General features: G+C 62.8%; 17 protein-coding genes. 7 read left to right on the forward strand and 10 right to left on the reverse strand.

The features are described from left to right. Positions 1 to 11: 11 nt before the first annotated feature. The 4 genes from NDI54_RS02665 to NDI54_RS02680 all read right to left on the reverse strand — a co-directional run bounded on the left by NDI54_RS02665 (position 12) and on the right by NDI54_RS02680 (position 1986). Positions 12 to 137 carry a hypothetical protein gene (locus NDI54_RS02665; RefSeq protein ID WP_310894934.1) on the reverse strand — a complete coding sequence of 42 codons (126 nt, stop codon included), beginning with the start codon at positions 135 to 137 and terminating at the stop codon, positions 12 to 14. 133 nt (positions 138 to 270) lie between these two features. Further along, positions 271 to 957 (reverse strand): OapC/ArvC family zinc-ribbon domain-containing protein, encoded by a 687-nt coding sequence (locus NDI54_RS02670; RefSeq protein ID WP_310894935.1) that lies wholly within the window; start codon positions 955 to 957, stop codon positions 271 to 273. Next, a complete protein-coding gene (locus NDI54_RS02675; protein ID WP_004517591.1) occupies positions 957 to 1340 on the reverse strand; it encodes a DUF2073 domain-containing protein in 384 nt (127 codons plus the stop codon). The genes NDI54_RS02670 and NDI54_RS02675 overlap by 1 nt, the downstream gene beginning before the upstream one ends. A gap of 4 nt (positions 1341 to 1344) precedes the next feature. Then, positions 1345 to 1986 (reverse strand): Era-like GTP-binding protein, encoded by a 642-nt coding sequence (locus NDI54_RS02680; RefSeq protein ID WP_004590329.1) that lies wholly within the window; start codon positions 1984 to 1986, stop codon positions 1345 to 1347. Between the two features lie 909 nt (positions 1987 to 2895). Between NDI54_RS02680 and NDI54_RS02685 the strand changes: the two genes are divergently transcribed. Next, a complete protein-coding gene (locus NDI54_RS02685) occupies positions 2896 to 4467 on the forward strand; it encodes a Cdc6/Cdc18 family protein (protein ID WP_310894936.1) in 1572 nt (523 codons plus the stop codon). A gap of 86 nt (positions 4468 to 4553) precedes the next feature. Here NDI54_RS02685 and NDI54_RS02690 read toward each other — a convergent pair whose 3' ends face one another. Together NDI54_RS02690 and NDI54_RS02695 are read right to left on the reverse strand one after the other, a co-directional pair. Further along, positions 4554 to 5228: a S26 family signal peptidase gene (locus tag NDI54_RS02690; RefSeq protein ID WP_310895142.1), complete on the reverse strand. Its 675-nt coding sequence runs from the start codon at positions 5226 to 5228 to the stop codon at positions 4554 to 4556. Positions 5229 to 5350: 122 nt separating this feature from the next. Beyond that, a complete protein-coding gene (locus NDI54_RS02695) occupies positions 5351 to 6103 on the reverse strand; it encodes a S26 family signal peptidase (protein ID WP_310894937.1) in 753 nt (250 codons plus the stop codon). 88 nt (positions 6104 to 6191) lie between these two features. Between NDI54_RS02695 and NDI54_RS02700 the strand changes: the two genes are divergently transcribed. Together NDI54_RS02700 and NDI54_RS02705 are read left to right on the forward strand one after the other, a co-directional pair. Then, complete coding sequence (locus tag NDI54_RS02700; protein ID WP_310894938.1) at positions 6192 to 7760, forward strand: DNA-directed DNA polymerase II small subunit; 1569 nt, start codon at positions 6192 to 6194, stop codon at positions 7758 to 7760. Positions 7761 to 8128: 368 nt separating this feature from the next. Then, entirely contained in the window at positions 8129 to 9427 is a 1299-nt protein-coding gene (locus NDI54_RS02705) for an O-acetylhomoserine aminocarboxypropyltransferase/cysteine synthase family protein (protein WP_310894939.1), read from the forward strand. A gap of 286 nt (positions 9428 to 9713) precedes the next feature. On the opposite strand, the gene serB is transcribed toward NDI54_RS02705, so the two are convergent. Both serB and NDI54_RS02715 read right to left on the reverse strand, forming a co-directional pair. Then, positions 9714 to 10346 carry a phosphoserine phosphatase SerB gene (gene serB, locus NDI54_RS02710; RefSeq protein ID WP_310894940.1) on the reverse strand — a complete coding sequence of 211 codons (633 nt, stop codon included), beginning with the start codon at positions 10344 to 10346 and terminating at the stop codon, positions 9714 to 9716. Positions 10347 to 10565: 219 nt separating this feature from the next. Then, a complete protein-coding gene (locus tag NDI54_RS02715; protein WP_310894941.1) occupies positions 10566 to 12743 on the reverse strand; it encodes an ATP-dependent DNA helicase in 2178 nt (725 codons plus the stop codon). 76 nt (positions 12744 to 12819) lie between these two features. Between NDI54_RS02715 and NDI54_RS02720 the strand changes: the two genes are divergently transcribed. Next, positions 12820 to 13575, forward strand: a complete 756-nt coding sequence (locus tag NDI54_RS02720) for a hypothetical protein (RefSeq protein ID WP_310894942.1) — start codon at positions 12820 to 12822, stop codon at positions 13573 to 13575. Here the strand turns inward: NDI54_RS02720 and NDI54_RS02725 are convergent. Next, complete coding sequence (locus NDI54_RS02725; protein ID WP_310894943.1) at positions 13554 to 14525, reverse strand: cation diffusion facilitator family transporter; 972 nt, start codon at positions 14523 to 14525, stop codon at positions 13554 to 13556. The two genes, NDI54_RS02720 and NDI54_RS02725, sit on opposite strands and share 22 nt — an antisense overlap. A 67-nt stretch (positions 14526 to 14592) precedes the next feature. Between NDI54_RS02725 and NDI54_RS02730 the strand changes: the two genes are divergently transcribed. Continuing rightward, positions 14593 to 15102 (forward strand): metallophosphoesterase, encoded by a 510-nt coding sequence (locus NDI54_RS02730; protein ID WP_310894944.1) that lies wholly within the window; start codon positions 14593 to 14595, stop codon positions 15100 to 15102. Positions 15103 to 15173: 71 nt separating this feature from the next. Here NDI54_RS02730 and NDI54_RS02735 read toward each other — a convergent pair whose 3' ends face one another. Continuing rightward, positions 15174 to 15857 (reverse strand): ArsR/SmtB family transcription factor, encoded by a 684-nt coding sequence (locus NDI54_RS02735; RefSeq protein ID WP_310894945.1) that lies wholly within the window; start codon positions 15855 to 15857, stop codon positions 15174 to 15176. Between the two features lie 159 nt (positions 15858 to 16016). Between NDI54_RS02735 and NDI54_RS02740 the strand changes: the two genes are divergently transcribed. Both NDI54_RS02740 and NDI54_RS02745 read left to right on the forward strand, forming a co-directional pair. Next, entirely contained in the window at positions 16017 to 16142 is a 126-nt protein-coding gene (locus NDI54_RS02740) for a DUF7859 family protein (RefSeq protein ID WP_310894946.1), read from the forward strand. Between the two features lie 43 nt (positions 16143 to 16185). Beyond that, entirely contained in the window at positions 16186 to 17277 is a 1092-nt protein-coding gene (locus tag NDI54_RS02745; RefSeq protein WP_310894947.1) for an aminopeptidase, read from the forward strand. Positions 17278 to 17335: the final 58 nt, after the last annotated feature.

A 17335-nucleotide genomic window follows, 5' to 3' on the forward strand; every position in this document is an offset into this window, starting at 1 on the left:
AACCCTGACCGTTATGCGGGGTCGTCCTGGTCGTCGAGCAAGTCGCTGTCGCGCCCGTCGTCGTCGATATCAGCACCGAGGAGTGACGCCCACTCTTCGAGGTGTGACTCCGATGTCGGGGGTTCTCGGTGGCTCATGGCGTTATGCGAAGCATCCACGGCATATTATATAATGGTTGTGCCGGCGTTGATACACAATGCTGTATGCAGCGGTTCTACGGGGTAATCAGGGACCGACGACGCAGTGAAAACGGCGAGAGGATTGTGTCGATCACTCCGACCGAATGGTTTCCGGAACCTGGATCGAGTAGTGACCGTCTTCCTGCAGGGCGATGATGTACTCCTCGCGGTCGTACAGCTCCATCAGATTCAGTTCGTACTGCCCGGGTTCCAGCACTTTGATCGACTCGAACTGGTCGTTGAGTTCCGCCCGCAGTTCTTCGAGGTCGGGACGGTCCTCGCGGTCAGGTTCCTCGGGTGGATCGGGGTCCGCACCGACAGGCCGAAACTGGTGTTCTGATTCGGACGCCGACGGCACGTCGGACGGGAGTTCGTCGGGTTCGACGATGTCGCCGCGGGCACTGGCCTGCGCTGAATCCTCAGTCGCCGACGTGCGGTCGGGTTCGGTCGACGGCGAGTCGGGGGTGTGGGATGGGTCACTCGACTGCGGATCAGCCGACCGGTCGGCGTCGGGGCGGGACCGACCGACGGGGCGGTCCCCGTCGGTATCAGAGCCACTGACGAAGTCACGCACCGACGCCGCAGTCTTGCCCACGGTCCGGGCGACGGAGCTGTCGGGCCCCGGTGGTTCCGGTGGCTCCGCGTCCGGCGTCTCGGAGATGTCTGCTCCCTCGGGCTGGTATTGGAACTTGTTTCCGCCACAGTCGGGACAGCCCGAGAGCATCTCCTTCGACCCGTCGTCGAAGCCACGGCCACAGTCCGTACACTGGTGGGGCATTATTTCCGGGAGACGAGCGCGCTGATGAGCGTTTCGTCCTTGTGGAGCGTCTCAATCTGGTTGGCCGGCCCGATGACCGTCAGTTTCTGCGTGGACTGTTTGCCCATCAGGCGGTCGAGGATGCTGGCGTCGGCGGCCTCGGACTTGGGGTAGGTCTCGATTTCGATGCCGTTGAACTCGTCCGGGCTGATTTCGGTCATCGTCACCTCGATGAGGCGGGACTCCTCGTCCGGGGAGAGCCCTTCCTCGAGGATGACGATGTTGCCGTCGCGGACGCCGTCGAGAATCATCCGGATCTTCTCCATCGAGGCCAGCCCCGCCATGCGTTCGCCGCTGATGAGGTCGATCTGGACGCCGTCGTCTGGGTCTTTGACTTCTGCCATTATATCACCCGAAATACTCCGCGATTTTGTCGTAGACTTCGTCCATGTTATCTCCCTCAAGCGCCGAGAGCGGAATGGTCTCGTGCTGGGGGTAGGCGTTTCGGATGCGCTGGACGGAGGACTCCTCCAGGTCGATCTTGTTTGCCAGAATCAACACCGGGAGGTCCTGGCTCTCGATGATGCCGATGAGCATGGTGTTGACCTGCGTGAACGGATCCGTCGCGGAGTCCAGCACGTAGATGACGCCGTCGACATCCTCCCGGAGCCAGTGCATCGCTTCGGCGACGCCCTCCGTGGCCTCGCGGGAGCGACGGACGGCGTCGTCTTTCTCCATGTCGTGTTCGAGGAACTCGGTGTAATCGACCTTCGTCGTCACGCCCGGCGTGTCAACGATGTCGATTGTCACTTTCTTCCCGTCGCGTTCGATCTCGACGTTCTCCTTGCGGCGCGCCCGACGAGTCTCGTGTGGCACGTGACTCTCCGGACCGACGGCGTCGCCGGTCCAGTCCCGTGCGATCCGATTCGCCAGCGTCGTCTTGCCGGCGTTTGGCGGACCGTAGATACCGATACGCTTCGGATCCTCTTCGGAGAACAGCGTCGATGCCGCGCGTGAGATGCTATCTTTGAGGTTTGTTAACAATCCCATCCTATCCTCCCGCCGCCCGGAGTCGTCCGGTATGGCGGCTCTGCCCGTAAAAGATAGGCGAATTCACTTAAGCCTACGTCAGACATTAGTATTATTGTTTACACGATGGAGACACATGCATCGAGACAGGAATAGGGCTTGTTGGTTCCGTGAGATGGGAGCGGTTCGGGTGGAACCCGTCCTGTCCGATCAACTGACTTCGGGGACCACTGATCTGGTCTAGCCCCCCACCCCTTCGTTTCAAGTGGAACGTCACACACCCCTGGGGAGGGGTGGGAGAATTACCGGTCGAATCCGGAGCGGAGCCGTTACTCAGATCAGTCCGGCCTGCGATTACACCGGTGAGAGACGCCTAGACACTAGAATACCGACTACAACTCCCTACTAGATATTTGTTTTATCTAGTGCGGCTTTGGTTTATGAGTTAGTGTATTAAATCTTTCCTCTCACTAGAAGACAGCATCTGAACCCCCTCCCCCCACCCCCGGGCCTGTTTCCCGTTCCACCGGAAACGAAGGGGTGGGGGGGTTGCCCCGGTACGGTGGATCTTTCCCGTCCCCTCTCGTACTCACACCGTGTAGCCACTCTAGAACCTGCACCGTGGCCTCCGCTCTCTATCCACATTCTTGTCTCGTGGACACGCACGTGTTGTCCCCGTGGACTGAAACTATAGGACTCAGTGCGGTAACGAGAGTCCATATGCAACAACCAATCAATACAGTTACATATATCTTTCATGGGTGGTGGACCGAAATATTTAATATCGATTCACGGTACGGTTCATGTGGTTCAACTGGACGCACCGGAGAGCGTCGATGCTCACTAACAACGGCACTAACGCACTCCTCGCTCTCTCTGTTCCGGTATGTCCGACTCGCTCCACACGAAACGAAGGGGACCCTCTCGACTATGACTGACGAAAGCGACAACTCGCCCCCGGAATCCGACCCGTCGACGACAGAGACATCGAACGCAACGGACGGGTCCGACGGGCAGCTTGATGTCGGAACGGACGCGGGAACTGCATCCGGGTCGTCTGACCTTGACGATGTCATCCTCGATAATCTCGATACCGGCTCGGACAACCCGTCCGACGAGGCGTCCCGCGGCCTGTTCGATGACCTCCTCGAAGGAGAGCCGATCTTCGAGAACAAGGAGGTGCTTCGCCCCTCGTATACGCCGCACAAACTCCCCCACCGTGAGGAGCAGATCAACAATATGGCGACGATTCTCGTCACTGCCTTGCGCGGTGACACGCCGTCGAACATCCTCATCTACGGGAAAACTGGAACGGGGAAAACCGCGTCCGCCAAGTTCGTCAGCGAGGAACTCGAAACGACCTCACAGAAGTACGAGGTCCCTTGCGAGGTCGAGTATATCAACTGCGAGGTGACCGACACCCAGTACCGCGTGCTGGCCCAGCTCGCGAACAAGTTCATCGACAAGAACGTCAATCTCATCGACGACCGTATCAATGAACTCGAAGACGTTCTGTCGCGCGCACGCGAGAACATTGCACTTGAAGAGACGGCCTTCGATTCCATCGAGGATATCGAAACCGAAATCGAATCGCTGGAAGCGGACAAGGCGGAGTTCGAGGAAGTCCCGATGACGGGCTGGCCGACGGACCGGGTTTACAGTTCCTTCTTCGACGCTGTCGACTACCACGAGCGCGTGGTCGTCATCATGCTCGACGAGATCGACAAGCTCGTCGAGAAAAGCGGCGACGACACCCTGTATAACCTCTCCCGGATGAACTCCGAACTGGAGAACTCCCGCGTTTCGATCATGGGTATCTCGAACGACCTGAAGTTCACCGACTTTCTGGACCCCCGTGTCAAGTCAAGTCTCGGCGAGGAGGAGATCGTCTTCCCGCCGTACGACGCGAACCAACTCCGGGACATCCTCCAGGCCCGCTCGGACGTGGCGTTCAAAGGCGATGCGCTCACCGAAGATGTCATCCCGCTGTGTGCGGCTTTCGCCGCACAGGAACACGGGGATGCCCGCCGGGCGCTGGACCTCCTCCGAACGGCCGGCGAACTCGCCGAGCGGGACCAGACGGACAACGTCCTCGAAGACCACGTCCGACAGGCCCAGGAGAAGATCGAACTCGACCGCGTCGTCGAGGTGGTCCGGACCCTTCCCACGCAGTCGAAGATCGTCCTCTTCGCCATCATCCTCTTAGAGAAGAACGGCGTCCACAACATCAACACCGGCGAGGTGTTCAACATCTACAAGAACCTCTGTGAGGAGATCGACGCCGACATTCTGACCCAGCGCCGCGTCACCGACCTCATCTCGGAACTGGACATGCTCGGTATCGTCAACGCCGTCGTCGTCTCGAAGGGCCGCTACGGGCGCACGAAAGAGATCTCCCTGTCGGTTCCGACCGAGGAGACCGAGGCGGTGCTCCTGTCGGATTCGAGACTCGGCGATATCGACGATGTCCAGCCGTTCGTCCAGGCCCGGTTCGACAACTGACCCGTGGGTTCTCTCTGGTCGAACTTCGCTCGATAGGCCACGCTGTTCCAAGTGAAACAGTCCCCTCTCCCAGTTCGTAGTAGAACCTAGCCAGCTATCGTCGTGTTCGTGGCTCTTGTCCTCGTTTCGTTTGTCACCGATGCTGTCTCGTTCATCACTGTCGGTCCCGTCTTGTTCGTCGCCGGTGCCGTCGCTCCGGCCCGGTTCCACTGGAGCCGAACCTGGCCCAGCAGCGGAACGCGTAGCTCGGCGGTCCCGACGACCCAGCCGGGCTTGACCGGGTCGCTGATGGGGCTGGCACCGACCTGATCGTAGCGACCGTTGTTGTCGCCCTTGGTGATGAAGCCGGCTTGGTCGGCCGGACAGGACGCGAGCTGCTCGCAGTTGTTCGCGCTCCCGATGTAGTTCTCGTTTGCCCGGTTGTACCAGTTCTCGTCCGCTTCGACCCACAGCATCGCACGGTGGATAATCGGTGTCTGTCGGCTGTTTCCGTCCGGTTTGTACACGATGACATCGCCCGGCTGCTGGAATTTCCGGTAGCTGTCGCCATCGGCTGCCGTGACGACGCCGTGGTGGTCACCCGGTCCCGAGAACCGGTCTTCTTCCATCACGAACACCAGGTCCCCTTCCTTGATGTGGGGGTCCATGCTGGGGCTTTCGATAGCGACGAGCGGGGGCCAGACGCCGCTGATGGCGAACAGCAACATCCCGACGAGCAGGACGGAACCGGCGCTGCTAACGATATCGGTCACGTACACAATGCCTCCCGGTTTCTCGTCCTCGTCCGACGACCGACGGTCTGGCCCGGCCATTCGTATCACGAATACTCGGAGGCGACCAATCAACTTTCTGTTGTCAGACCGAACGCTGTGTCCCGGTTGGGTCAGGCTGCCGACGGTGTTGTCGGTTCGAACGCTGGCATCGACACCGACACTGGCCCGACCGGCTCGGACGGTATCCAATCTGAGGCCGATACTGCCCATATCGGGGATGGCTGCACCCGAACGTAGCCGAGGCGCGGGACCCTGAAGACGCCGGTTCCGACGACCCACTGTGGACGGACGACGGTACTCGTCCCGCTCACCTGATCGTACTTGCCGTTAGAAACCTCGTTGTCGCCCTTTGTGATGAATCCGGCATGTGGTGCCGGGCAGTTCCGAAGCTCGTCGCAACTGTCCGCGCCGCCGACGTACGCCCGGTTCGCTCGGTCGTACCAGTTCTCGCCGGCATCGACCCACAGCATCGCGCGGTGGATGACCGGCGTTCGCTCCTCGTTGCCGTTCGGTTCGAAAACGATGACATCCCCGTGTTGCTGGAACGTCCGATATCCCGTCTCGGTGCCGGCGGCCGCCGTCACGATGCCGTGGCGAGCGTCCTGCCCCGGGAATCGCTCCGCGTCCATGAGAAACACCATGTCGCCGGTGTCGATGTGTGGCTCCATGCTCCCGCTTTCGATAGCGACGAGCGGGGGCCACACCCCGCTGACGGCAAACAGGAACGCGCCGACCAGTATGACCGCTCCGACGCTTGTTCCCATCTCGCGGAGGTACAGGCCGAGGCGAGACCTGCGATCCGCCCCAACAAACGCGTCTGTCCCCTCTGGAGGCGTCTTGTCGGTCGATTCGTCCCGGCCCATCCTATCTCGGATTGCCGGCAGCGGCGTATCAATCTTGTGACGGCTGTCGGTCCGCTATCCTTTTGCCCACAGACACGGAGTGTGGAACGTGCCTCTGGAGACGCCGGCACGCATCGTCAGCGAACTCGCCAGTCGCGGCTACAACGCGGAGCGCGAGGCGGTGACTCGAATCGCCGACACGGCCGATCCGGCGACGACGCTTGAACGCGCACTCGAAACCCTCCCCGACGAGGCGCTGAAACTGACGACGGACCACGTCGATTCTGTGATCGAAGCTACAGAAACCACCGATAGCTCGCCGACCTCAGAACCGAGCCATGGGGACGAAACCGCCGGCGCTCCGAACGACCCACACCCCTCCGTTTCAACTGGAGCAAATGCCGATACGTCGACGAACCCGGGTGCGGCAGCTCCACCCGAAACGGGGGGGTCACGTGACGTGGACACATCCCTCCGGGCCATCGAAGTCGCGAACGACATGACCGGCCAGTCCACCGGGACCGGCGAGTACTCGGACTTCGTCTCGGTGTTCCGGGACCGATACGAGAAACTGGCGAGCAAACTGCGCGGCCGAGTGAACCACCGGCCGACTGACGCCATCGAGAACATGGGCGGCGGGAGCGACGCGGCGCTGATCGGGATGGTCTCGGACATCCGCTCGACCGCCAGCGGCCACTGGCTGGTCGAACTCGAAGACACGAACGGGACCTTCCCCTGTCTCGTGATGAAAGACCGCCCCATCGCCGATCTGGTCCAGCAGTTGCTCATGGACGAGGTCATCGCCGTCGAGGGGACGCTGGCCGACGACGCCGGCATCCTGTTCGTGGACTCGCTGTACTTCCCGGACGTACCCCGAACGCACAGCCCCTCGACCGCCGACCGGCACGTCCAGGCGGCGCTCATCTCCGACGTTCACGTCGGCAGTCAGGAGTTCATGGAGGACGCCTGGCATCGCTTCACCGACTGGCTCCACACGCCAGAGGCCGAGAACGTCGAATACCTGCTCATCGCCGGTGACATGGTCGAGGGCGTCGGTATCTACCCCGAACAGGACGAGGAACTGGACATCATCGACATCTACGACCAGTACCGCGCGTTCTCGGAGTACCTCAAAGAAGTGCCGGGCGACATGGAGATCCGGATGATCCCGGGCAACCACGACGCCGTTCGGCTGGCCGAACCCCAGCCGGGCTTCGACGAGGAACTCAGGGACATCATGACCGCCCACGACGCACAGGTCCACTCCAACCCCGCGCTCGTGACGGTCGAAGGGGTGACAGTGCTGATGTACCACGGCGTTTCGCTGGACGAGGTCATCGCCGAACTCCCCGACGAGGAGGCCAGCTACGAGGAGCCTCACAAGGCGATGTACCAGCTCCTGAAGAAGCGCCACGTCGCGCCCCAGTACGGCGGCCACACCCGCCTGGCTCCCGAGGACCGCGACTATCTGGTCATGGAGGAGGTCCCCGACGTGTTCCACACCGGCCACGTCCACAAGCTCGGCTGGGGCGAGTACCACAACGTCGTTGCGCTGAACTCCGGGTGTTGGCAGGCCCAGACCGAGTTCCAGAAAAGCGTCAACATCGATCCGGACGCCGGCTTTGCGCCGATTCTGGATCTGGATACGCTGGAGATGACGGTCCGGAAGTTCTCCTAAACCACCTTTTTCCGCCTCGGGTGCGCTCCGCGCACCGCTCGGCGCAAAAACGTGGGCGAAAAAGGCGCGAATCGCGCCGCGATTCGCGTGAAACCGCTCGCCGTTGGCGAGCGGTATGCTTGTTAGCTCGTCCGCAGTGGTAGGCCTGCCCTTCCCCGGGTCGCTTCGGGTGCGACGACTGTCGCACCACTCGCTCCCGGCCCGAACACACGTCTACATGTTCCTCCAGAATCACGATAGCGGCTCTGTACGGCCTTTCAGCCCCGAATCCGTTTGGAAACGGCCCGAAGAATCACCGGTATCTCGTAGCAGTGGCGGGCCTCACCGGTGGGGTCGGCATTAAGCCCCATCCGGTACAAGTGGGGTGTATGAGTGACGACCCAGACCGTGGATTCGAAACCGACGCCCTGCACGTCGGACAAGAAGAGCCGGACGCCGAGACCCGCTCGCGCGCACCGCCGCTGTACCAGACCACCTCCTACGTCTTCGAGGATGCGGAGGACGCGGCCCAGCAGTTCGCGCTGGAGAAGCCGGGCCACATCTACTCGCGGCTGATGAACCCGACCGTCGGCATGCTACAGGAACGACTCGCGGCGCTGGAGGGCGGCGTCGGCGCAGTCGCCACGGCCTCGGGCATGGCGTCGCTGAACCTCGCGACGTTCCTGCTCGCGGATGTCGGGGACAACGTCGTCACGGCGTCGTCGCTGTACGGCGGGACCTACACCTACTACACCCACACCGCACCGCGCAACGGCGTCGAAACCCGCTTTGTCGACACGCTCGACTACGACGCCTACGCCGACGCTATCGACGAAAACACCGCCTACGTCCACTGTGAGACAATCGGTAACCCGGCGCTGGTGACGCCCGACTTCGAGCGCCTGGCCGAGATCGCTCACGACCACGGCGTCCCCTTCTTCGTCGACAACACCTTCGCGACGCCGTACCTCTGTAACCCAATCGAGCACGGGGCCGACCTCGTCTGGAACTCCACGACCAAGTGGATCCACGGCCACGGCACCACTGTCGGCGGGATTCTCGTCGACGGCGGCTCGTTCCCGTGGGAGGAACACCCCGACAAATATCCCGAGATCGCCGGCGACAACCCCGCGTACCACGGCGTCAACTTCCGGGAGCGGTTCGACGACGCGGCCTTCACCTACGCCGCTATCGCTCGCGGCCTCCGGGACCTGGGCTGTCAGCAATCGCCCTTCGACGCCTGGCAGACGATGCAGGGCCTGGAGACGCTGCCCGCTCGGATGGACCGCCACTGCGACAACGCCATGGGCGTCGCGGAGTTCCTCGCCGACCACCCCGAGGTCTCGTGGGTCACCTACCCCGGCCTCGAAGACCACGAGACCCACGACACCGCCAGCGAGTACCTCGACGGCGGCTACGGCGGCATGATAACGTTCGGTCTCGATGCGGGCTACGACGCCGCCCGAACGACCGTCGAATCGACGGAAATCGCCTCCCTGCTGGCGAACGTCGGCGACGCGAAGACGCTCATCATCCATCCGGCCTCGACCACCCATCAACAGCTCACTGACGAGGAAAAGGCCGCTGCCGGCGTCACCGACGATATGGTCCGTCTCTCCGTCGGGACTGAATCTGTCGAGGACATCAAGGCCGACCTCGATCAGGCTATCAGCCACGCAACTAATTAGCAAAGACACAGGCTTTTACCGATTATCTGTGGACGGACGTACCAAATTAGCGCAATAATTCACCTGTTCACTAGGTTTATTACGACAGCGGTTGATGTATTCAATGAACCGTCGCCGGTAGCGAGCACGCGTCGGTTCACGCTCAACCATACTCTGTCATTGGTCCGACAACGAATGCTCGCATCCGTGGGGAGCGTGCTTCTCCCTGCTTTCGATTTTACCCGCCAGCGTAGCGAGGCCGACCGAAATAGCGTCGAAAAGACAGGCGTCACAAAGAGAGACCGCGCTACAGGATTTGTTCGGCTTCCAGCAGGTCGTACAGTTCGTCCATCGTCTCGACCGTTGTGTCACACGACGGTTCGACGGCCGGTTTCGGATCGAAGCCGATAGCGAGGTTTGCGACTTCGAGCATCGGGAGGTCGTTGGCCCCGTCGCCGACGGCAACAGTGGTCTCCCGGTCCTCACCGGTGACGGCGGTCACGACTTCCATCGCGTCGTCTTTCGTCCCGGAGATGAGCGGGCCGCGGACCTCGCCGGTGAGCTTTCCGTCCTCCACGAGCAGTCGATTGGCGACGATGGCGTCGACCTCGACCCCCTCCGCTTCGAGTGCAGCCTCGACGCCGCGCTCGAACCCGCCCGTGAGGATAGCGACGTAGACGCCGGCGTCCCGTAGCGCCTCGATGACCCGCGCCGCGCCGGGGCGCAGGGCGACCTCGCCGAAGGCCGCCTGGGCCTTCTCGTCGGGAAGGTCTTCGAGCAGCGCACACCGCTGACGGAGGCTCTCGGCGTACTCGATCTCGTCGTTCATCGCGCGCTCGGTGATGTCGGCCATGTCTTCGGCCGTCCCGTTCTGGTTCCCGAGCAGGACCGTCATCTCCGAGTCGGAGAGCGTCCCGTCGAAGTCGAAGGCGACTAGCATTGCCCGCCAGTTTCGCGTGGAGGGTTTCAAAACATCCGGTTTCCCGTCGGTCGCCGTTACAAGTAGGTTCCAGCCACTCAGGGCTTCGGTGGCGGCCCGTCGTAGGCGTCGGCATCCACTTTTTTGTGCGTCGGGTTGCCTCGCTCGCAAGGCTCACTTCGCCAACCGCTTGCACAAAAACATGGGAAAAGAGGGTTCTCGCTTCGCTCGAACCCGTACTCAGGGCTTCGGCGGCGGTCCATCGTAGGCGTCCATGTCCTGATAGAAGTTCAGCAGCGAGAACTTGAGCTTCTCGGGACCGATATCGACCATCTCGCGGCGTTCCTCTGGCGGGAAGGTCCCGCGGACGGCGTAGTCGTGCATCTCCATCTCGGCGGCTTCGGTGTAGCGCTTGTCAAGCAGGATGCGCGCGCCGAAATCGTCCGGCGAGCGGACCACGCGACCGAGCGCCTGTCTCGTTTTCCGGACCGTCGGAATTTCGACGGCGTAGCGCCAGCCGGCGTCGTCTTCGTCCTCGCCGAAGGCCACGTCGTAGGCGTCCTGCACGGCGTCCATGCGGTCGTCGAGGTGCGGGTAGGGGACCCCGACGACCACGACGGTTCGGGCGTCGTCGCCGTCGTAGCTCACGCCTTCGCCCAGCGTCCCCCACAGCGAGGTGTAGAGGACGCCGTCGTCGCCGTCGGTAAAGGCCTCCCGGAGGTCACGGGCCTGCGTGCCCGGCTCGTCCAGGTATCGTGTCGCGCTCACGGCAGTCATGTCGTGGTAGCGCTCGGCCTCACTGTAGGAGGGACAGAACACGAGCGTGTTCCCGGGCGTGAAGCGCACGATGTCCTCAAGCGTTCGGGCGATGCGCTGCTGGGTCTGTGGGTCGTCGCGCTCGCTCGAAAACAGCGCGGGGCCGTCGACGGCGTAGGTCCGCCGGCGCTCCTCGGGGAACTGTGCGCCGTAGGCCATCGTCACCGGGTCCTCGACCCCGACCACGTTCTCGGTCACGTCGAACGGTCGGAGCGTGGCGCTCATCAACACCGCGGCGTGCAGATCCTCGAACAGGTCGCGGGTGACCTCCTCGGGGATGCAGGTGTACAGTTCCGCGCGGCCGTACACCTCGTCCGTCGATTCGTCGCGGCGGACGCTGACCACGGGGTACTGGCCGGTGTCGTCGGATTCGTCGAGCCAGTCGGCGATGAAGCCGGCGGCTTGGAGGGTCTGGCACTCCTTTCTGGTGTCGAGTTCCCCCTTTTTGAATGCCTCCTGATAACGCGCGTCAAGGTCCCGGCCGAGTTCCAGTGCGCGGTCCAGTTCCTCGTGGAAGCCGGGGCCGGTGTATCCCTGCAGGAAGGCAAGCGTTAGGTCGTCTTTCCGGTCGTCGTTGGCGATGGTGATGTCGTCCCAGTGCTCGTCGACGGCCGCGCGTGCGCCGAACTCGAAGGCGTCCTCGTAGGCCTCGACGAGTGCGTCCCGGAACGTCTCGATGACGTTGGCCGCGGCGTCGGTCCGGGCGTCCTCCTCGCCGTCGAGTTCCTCCAGGGCCTGATCGAGCGTGTTCTCGGTGAGCGTGCGCCGGGCGTGGTCGCGGGCGGCCGACTCGACGTTGTGGGCCTCGTCGAAGACGGCGATGATGTCCTCGGGGTCGCGGCCGATCCAGTTGAAGAACTGCTCGCGGATGGTCGGGTCGAGCAGGTGGTGGTAGTTACAGACGACGAGGTCGACGCCGTCCATCCCCTCTTTCAGCAGTTCGTAGCCACACAGTCCCTGCTGGTGGGCGTACTCGTACACGTCGTCGGGCGTCCGCACGTCGTCGAACAGCCAGGCGTAGAACTCGCTGGTGTCGACGGTGAGGTTCCGGTAGTAGTGGTCGCAGGTCGATCGCTCGGTTTCGATATCTTCGCGCTCGTCCTGCAGATCACGGAGTTCCTCGACGACGGCGTTGCGGGCCTCCATCGCCTCGCTGCTGCCCGCCTGGCCGTCCGAGAGGAGTTCCCCCTCGCGCTGTTCGAGTTCCGCGATATCGCTCTCGACTTCGACCAGATCTCGGGTCGTGTCCCGCAGCGCCTGGCATTCCTCGTAGTCCACGTCGATGTGACACATCGACCCTTTCCCTCGGAAGACGACCGCTCGCAGGCGCTCCTGGTCAGTGATCGCTCTGGCGTCCTCGACGAACTGGCGCATCTGCTGGTGGACGTTCGTCGTGATGACGACGGTCTTGCCCGTCTCGCGGGCGTGTTCCAGTGCGGGGACCAGCGACGCGAGCGTCTTGCCGGTCCCGCAGGCTCCTTCGAACAGCACGTCCTGGCCCTCGTCGAGGGCGTCGTAGATGGTGCCCATCGCCTCCCGCTGATGGTCGTACGGCTCCTCGAAGGGGAAAAACCGCATGTAGCCGTCGTCGGTCGTCGCCACAGGCCTGGTTTGGCCGTTCACCGGCAAAAGGGTTCGCCCCCACAGCTACTTGCGGCACGCGCCCTTGCTGAAACACATGTGGCGCGTCACGCTCACCGTCGCTATCGCGCTTCTCGCGGGGTGTACCGGCTTTCTTCCGGCCGGTCCGACGGTGGACGACGGCGACCCGGTGACGCCGGCCCCGGTTCCCACCAGCTCGCCGGACGCGACGGTGACAGTCCCGACCAGCGACGGGGCGGTTGACGTTGACCGGCTGCTCGACCGCCACGAACGGGCGCTGGCGACTCGGAGCTTCCACCGCCGTATCGTCCGGGACGGGCCACACAACACGCTGGACGTGTGGGTCGACCGCGACGCCGATGTTCGCCGGGTGCGACAGCAGTTCGGGCCGCTGACCGACGACACCGTCGTTTCGAACGGGACGGCGTATCACAACGTTCGTGACGACCCCAACACGCCCTACACAACGACGAATATCACGGGGAACGCGTCGCTTACGGACTCTCCGTCGGGACGGGCCGTCCTCGAACTGCTGCTTGCGAACCGAACGTACAGACAGGTCGGTACGTTCACCTGGAACGGCCGCCCGGTGGCGGTGCTGGCCCCCACTGCCACTTCCGACACCACGCCGGCCGCTGCCAACGAATCTGTCGTCGTCACGTCGCGCCTGTATGTCGACCGGCAGGGAATCGTCAGGTACGTCGAACACGACGAGAAGCGCCCCCAGGCCCAGGACCTCAGCCTGGAGATGACCGTCTCGACCGACGTAGAGCGCGTGCCGATCCCGTGGTGGCTCGCGGAGAACGACCCCTACAGTTCCGGCTCGACGTAGACCTTCCTGATGTCGCCGTTAGTGTCCTGCATCGCCGCTTCGAGGGCCGTTATTTCGTCGTCCAGCGACTCCGTGTCGAGCGCCGGGTCGAACTGCAGGTCCGCGAAGACGAGGACCTCGTTCGGGCCGAAATACACCGTCCGGAACCCGATGATCTCGGTCACGTACTCGTTTTGCATGACGACATCACGGAGTCGCTGCTCCTCGTCCGCCGGCAGGCTCTCGCCCAGCAGCAGGCGCTTGTTCTCCCACGCCAGCGCCAGGGCAAACCCCATCAGCATAATCCCGATGAGCAGCGCGGAGATCCGGTCGAAGAACGGATTCCCGGTCTGCTGTTCGAGGAACAGGCCGACCAGCGCGATAACGATACCCGCGAGCGCGATGGTGTCCTCGGTCAGTGCGGTCAGCGTTGTCACGTCGCTGGTCTTGCGGAACGCCTCGCGGTAGCCCGACCAGTTGTTCCGGTCGATCTGGCGTTTCATCTCGGCTCGGGCCTTGTATAGTGCCCATGTCTCGAAGACGAACGCGCCGAGGAGGACGGTGTAGTTGACCCATAGCGGGTCCATCCACGTCGGCGGCTGGAAGGAGATGAATAGGAACTCAACCGCTTCACCGGCCTGTCCACCGCCGCCGTGGCCGCCCGAAGTCAACTGACTGTACCCGTGTTTCGCGCTCTCCCACCCGGCGATACCGAACAGGAACACGGAGACGAGAAAACTGTAGAAGAACTGCGCCTTGCCGTAGCCAAAGGGATGCTGGCGGTCACGCTTGCGCTCGCTGAACCGAATCCCGATGAGCAGAAACACCTGATTGCCGGTGTCAGAGATGCTGTGGTACGTCTCCGACAACATCGCTGCACTCCCGGTGAGAAGAAAGCCGAAGAACTTCAGAATCGCAATCGCGCCGTTGGCGACCAGTGCGGCCATGACGACTGATTTGCTCCCTGCCATTATTTTTTCCGTCACGACCGTGACGCAAAATGCTTCTGGATTTATACCTGGCCTCGCTACTGGCGGTATGCTCACTGCCATCTCCGACACCCACGGGACTGACGACCATCGACTGACGGGGCGGACGCTCGACGCCGTCCACGAGGCTGACCACGTTCTCCACGCGGGCGATTTCATGACTGAAGGGGTCCTCGATGCTATCGACGCCGAATGTGCGAAGCTGACCGGCGTCGTCGGGAACAACGACAGGCCGGCGGTCCAGGACCGGCTCCCCGACGTTGCGACCGTCTCCTGGGAGGGTCTCACCATCGTCATCGTTCACGGCCACGAGCACACCGAAACCGCGCTCGGTATGTTGGCCCGACAGGAGAACGCCGACATCGTCGTCGTCGGCCACTCACACAACCCCACGCTGACCGACTTCGGTGGCTGGACGCTGGTCAATCCCGGCAGTTACGCTGACCCGCGGCGCTATCAGCCGGCACATGCGGAACTCGATGTCGTGGCCGGCGACGTTCGCGTTCGTCTTCGCTCCCCTGACGGGACGCCGATTTCGACGACTACCGTCGAACGGTAAGGCGGTCTCGCAGGACACCGCTAATTGAAACGTTATCTTCATCGTCCCGGCAGAAAACCAGTCGTAATCGGTTACTCACGCATGTACCACAGCGCCGCCATCCCGGCGATGACGAACGCCCCGCCGGCGAAAAAGGCCAGCCCCGGCGGAATCGCAGCGGCGGCAGCCTCAGCACCGCCCTGTGCAGCGGTGTCGAGCGCGCCGGCAGTGGCCTCGAAGCCCCCGTCGGTAACGGTCGCGTTCTCGGCGTAGAGACTCGGATTCCGGGGGTCGGTGTCCGCACTCCCGGAGGACACCGTCGGCCCGCCAAACAGCGTTCCCAGCCCGCTCCCGAACACCTGCTGGACGAGCAGGCTGGCGAAGCCGATGATAGCGAGGCCGCCGACGAGGTTCGCCAGCGCGGCCCGTAGCCCCGATGTTTCCTGTTCGTCACCGGCACAGATGACAAGCGGCTGGTTGGCCGGCGCGAACACGTCCATCTCGCGGCCCTTCTCGGAGTAGGCTGTATCGACCACCTCGACGGCACCGGCGTTTTTGAGTTTCTTCAGATGGTACTGCGCGTTTTGGAGCGACGTATCCACCCGGTCGGCGAGTTCCGACGGTGGCGCTGGCTCCTTGTTCAGTTCTGACAGTAAGTTGCGCGCTGTCTCTGCCGAGAGTGCCGACAGCACGTCGTCCGCATCATCACTGTCGACACCGATGACTCGGGGTTCGGCGTCCGGGGTCGCCGGGTCCCGAGAAGGCAGCAACGACATGGTAGTTCGTATGTTCTATGGGATTATGAGTCTTTGCCAAGGCACAGTACTCGTTGTAGCTATCGCTCAAACCCGTATTTTACCCACCGAAATCGCCAGCGAGACGCCCGATGCTGCGGCTCCCGAAAGGATTTTCTTGCCGGCTGGTCAATCATCGCTATGGCCGACCCGCTCACCTACGCACTCCTCGCTGCCGTCCTCCTGTTTTTCTTTTTCATGTACCTAATGCTCCGCCGGACCTTCCAGGGGTTCAAAGAGGGGTTCCAGCAGAGCAAGAAGAAGTAGCCGGGAAGGCAACGGTTAGGGGCCGCCGGCAGCCCCTATCTGTATGGACCCACGGATCCGCGAACACGCAGAGGTCATCGTCGACCACTCCATCGACCTGAGCGAAGGCGACAACCTCGTCATCGACGCCCATCCACAGGCCGAGAATCTCGTCACCGCGCTGCACGAGTTCGCCGCCGACCGCGGTGCGAATCCCCTCGTCGTGCAGGAGCGTCTGGGCGAACGCTTCCGTCGTGCCTACCTCCGCAACCGCGACGAGTTCGAGACGCCGAGTCACATCCAGGCGCTGTACGAGGAGATGGACGCGTATATCGCGATCAAGGGCAGCGACAACGTCACCGAAACCAGCGACGTTGACCCCGAAACGACGGCCGCCTACCAGCAGTCCCAGCAGCCGCTCCTGAACGAACGGCTCTCGAAGACCTGGTGTCTCACGCAGTACCCTGCGCCCGCGAACGCCCAGCTCGCCCAGACCTCGACGGAGGGCTATGAGAACTTCGTCTGGGACGCCGTCCTCAAGGACTGGGACGCCGTCCGCGAGCACCAGGCACAGATGGTCGAGATTCTGGACCCCGCCGACGAGGTCCGCATCGTCTCCGGGGAGACGACGGACGTGACGATGTCTATCGCCGGCAACGAGACGCTCAACGACTACGGCGAGAAGAACCTCCCCGGCGGCGAGGTGTTCACCGCACCGGTCCCCGACAGCGTCGAAGGCGAGGTGCTGTTCGACAAGCCGCTGTACCACCAGGGCCGTGAGGTCACCGACGTGTTCCTCCGGTTCGAGGGCGGCGAGGTCGTCGAGCACAGCGCCGGCAAGAACGAGGATCTTCTGAGCGAAGTCCTATCGACCGACGACGGCGCGAACCGACTGGGCGAGCTCGGCATCGGCATGAACCGCGATATCGACCAGTTCTCCTACAATATGCTGTTCGACGAGAAGATGGGTGATACCGTTCACATGGCGGTAGGGCGAGCCTACGAGGAGACTGTCGGCGAGAATAACGAGCAAAACGAGTCTGCGGTCCACGTCGACATGATCGTCGACATGAGCGAGGACTCCTTCATCGAGGTTGACGGCGAGGTCGTCCAGCGTGACGGGACGTTCGTCTTCGAAGACGGCTTCGAATCGTAGGCAGGACGACCCGCTGTATGGCCGACCGGAGTTATGACCTCACGGATTGGACAGGAAA

Origin of the sequence: Haloarcula terrestris (genome assembly GCF_031624315.1) — an archaeon.
GTDB classification, from domain to species: Archaea; Halobacteriota; Halobacteria; order Halobacteriales; family Haloarculaceae; genus Haloarcula; species Haloarcula terrestris.

Bases quoted from the DNA above. Each gene is read 5' to 3' on its own strand.
- NDI54_RS02665 (WP_310894934.1), bottom strand. From the start codon at position 137: ATGAGCCACCGAGAACCCCCGACATCGGAGTCACACCTCGAAGAGTGG.
- NDI54_RS02670 (WP_310894935.1), bottom strand. From the start codon at position 957: ATGCCCCACCAGTGTACGGACTGTGGCCGTGGCTTCGACGACGGGTCG.
- NDI54_RS02675 (WP_004517591.1), bottom strand. From the start codon at position 1,340: ATGGCAGAAGTCAAAGACCCAGACGACGGCGTCCAGATCGACCTCATC.
- NDI54_RS02680 (WP_004590329.1), bottom strand. From the start codon at position 1,986: ATGGGATTGTTAACAAACCTCAAAGATAGCATCTCACGCGCGGCATCG.
- NDI54_RS02685 (WP_310894936.1), top strand. From the start codon at position 2,896: ATGACTGACGAAAGCGACAACTCGCCCCCGGAATCCGACCCGTCGACG.
- NDI54_RS02695 (WP_310894937.1), bottom strand. From the start codon at position 6,103: ATGGGCCGGGACGAATCGACCGACAAGACGCCTCCAGAGGGGACAGAC.
- NDI54_RS02705 (WP_310894939.1), top strand. From the start codon at position 8,129: ATGAGTGACGACCCAGACCGTGGATTCGAAACCGACGCCCTGCACGTC.
- serB (WP_310894940.1), bottom strand. From the start codon at position 10,346: ATGCTAGTCGCCTTCGACTTCGACGGGACGCTCTCCGACTCGGAGATG.
- NDI54_RS02720 (WP_310894942.1), top strand. From the start codon at position 12,820: ATGTGGCGCGTCACGCTCACCGTCGCTATCGCGCTTCTCGCGGGGTGT.
- NDI54_RS02725 (WP_310894943.1), bottom strand. From the start codon at position 14,525: ATGGCAGGGAGCAAATCAGTCGTCATGGCCGCACTGGTCGCCAACGGC.
- NDI54_RS02730 (WP_310894944.1), top strand. From the start codon at position 14,593: ATGCTCACTGCCATCTCCGACACCCACGGGACTGACGACCATCGACTG.
- NDI54_RS02735 (WP_310894945.1), bottom strand. From the start codon at position 15,857: ATGTCGTTGCTGCCTTCTCGGGACCCGGCGACCCCGGACGCCGAACCC.
- NDI54_RS02740 (WP_310894946.1), top strand. From the start codon at position 16,017: ATGGCCGACCCGCTCACCTACGCACTCCTCGCTGCCGTCCTCCTGTTT.
- NDI54_RS02745 (WP_310894947.1), top strand. From the start codon at position 16,186: ATGGACCCACGGATCCGCGAACACGCAGAGGTCATCGTCGACCACTCC.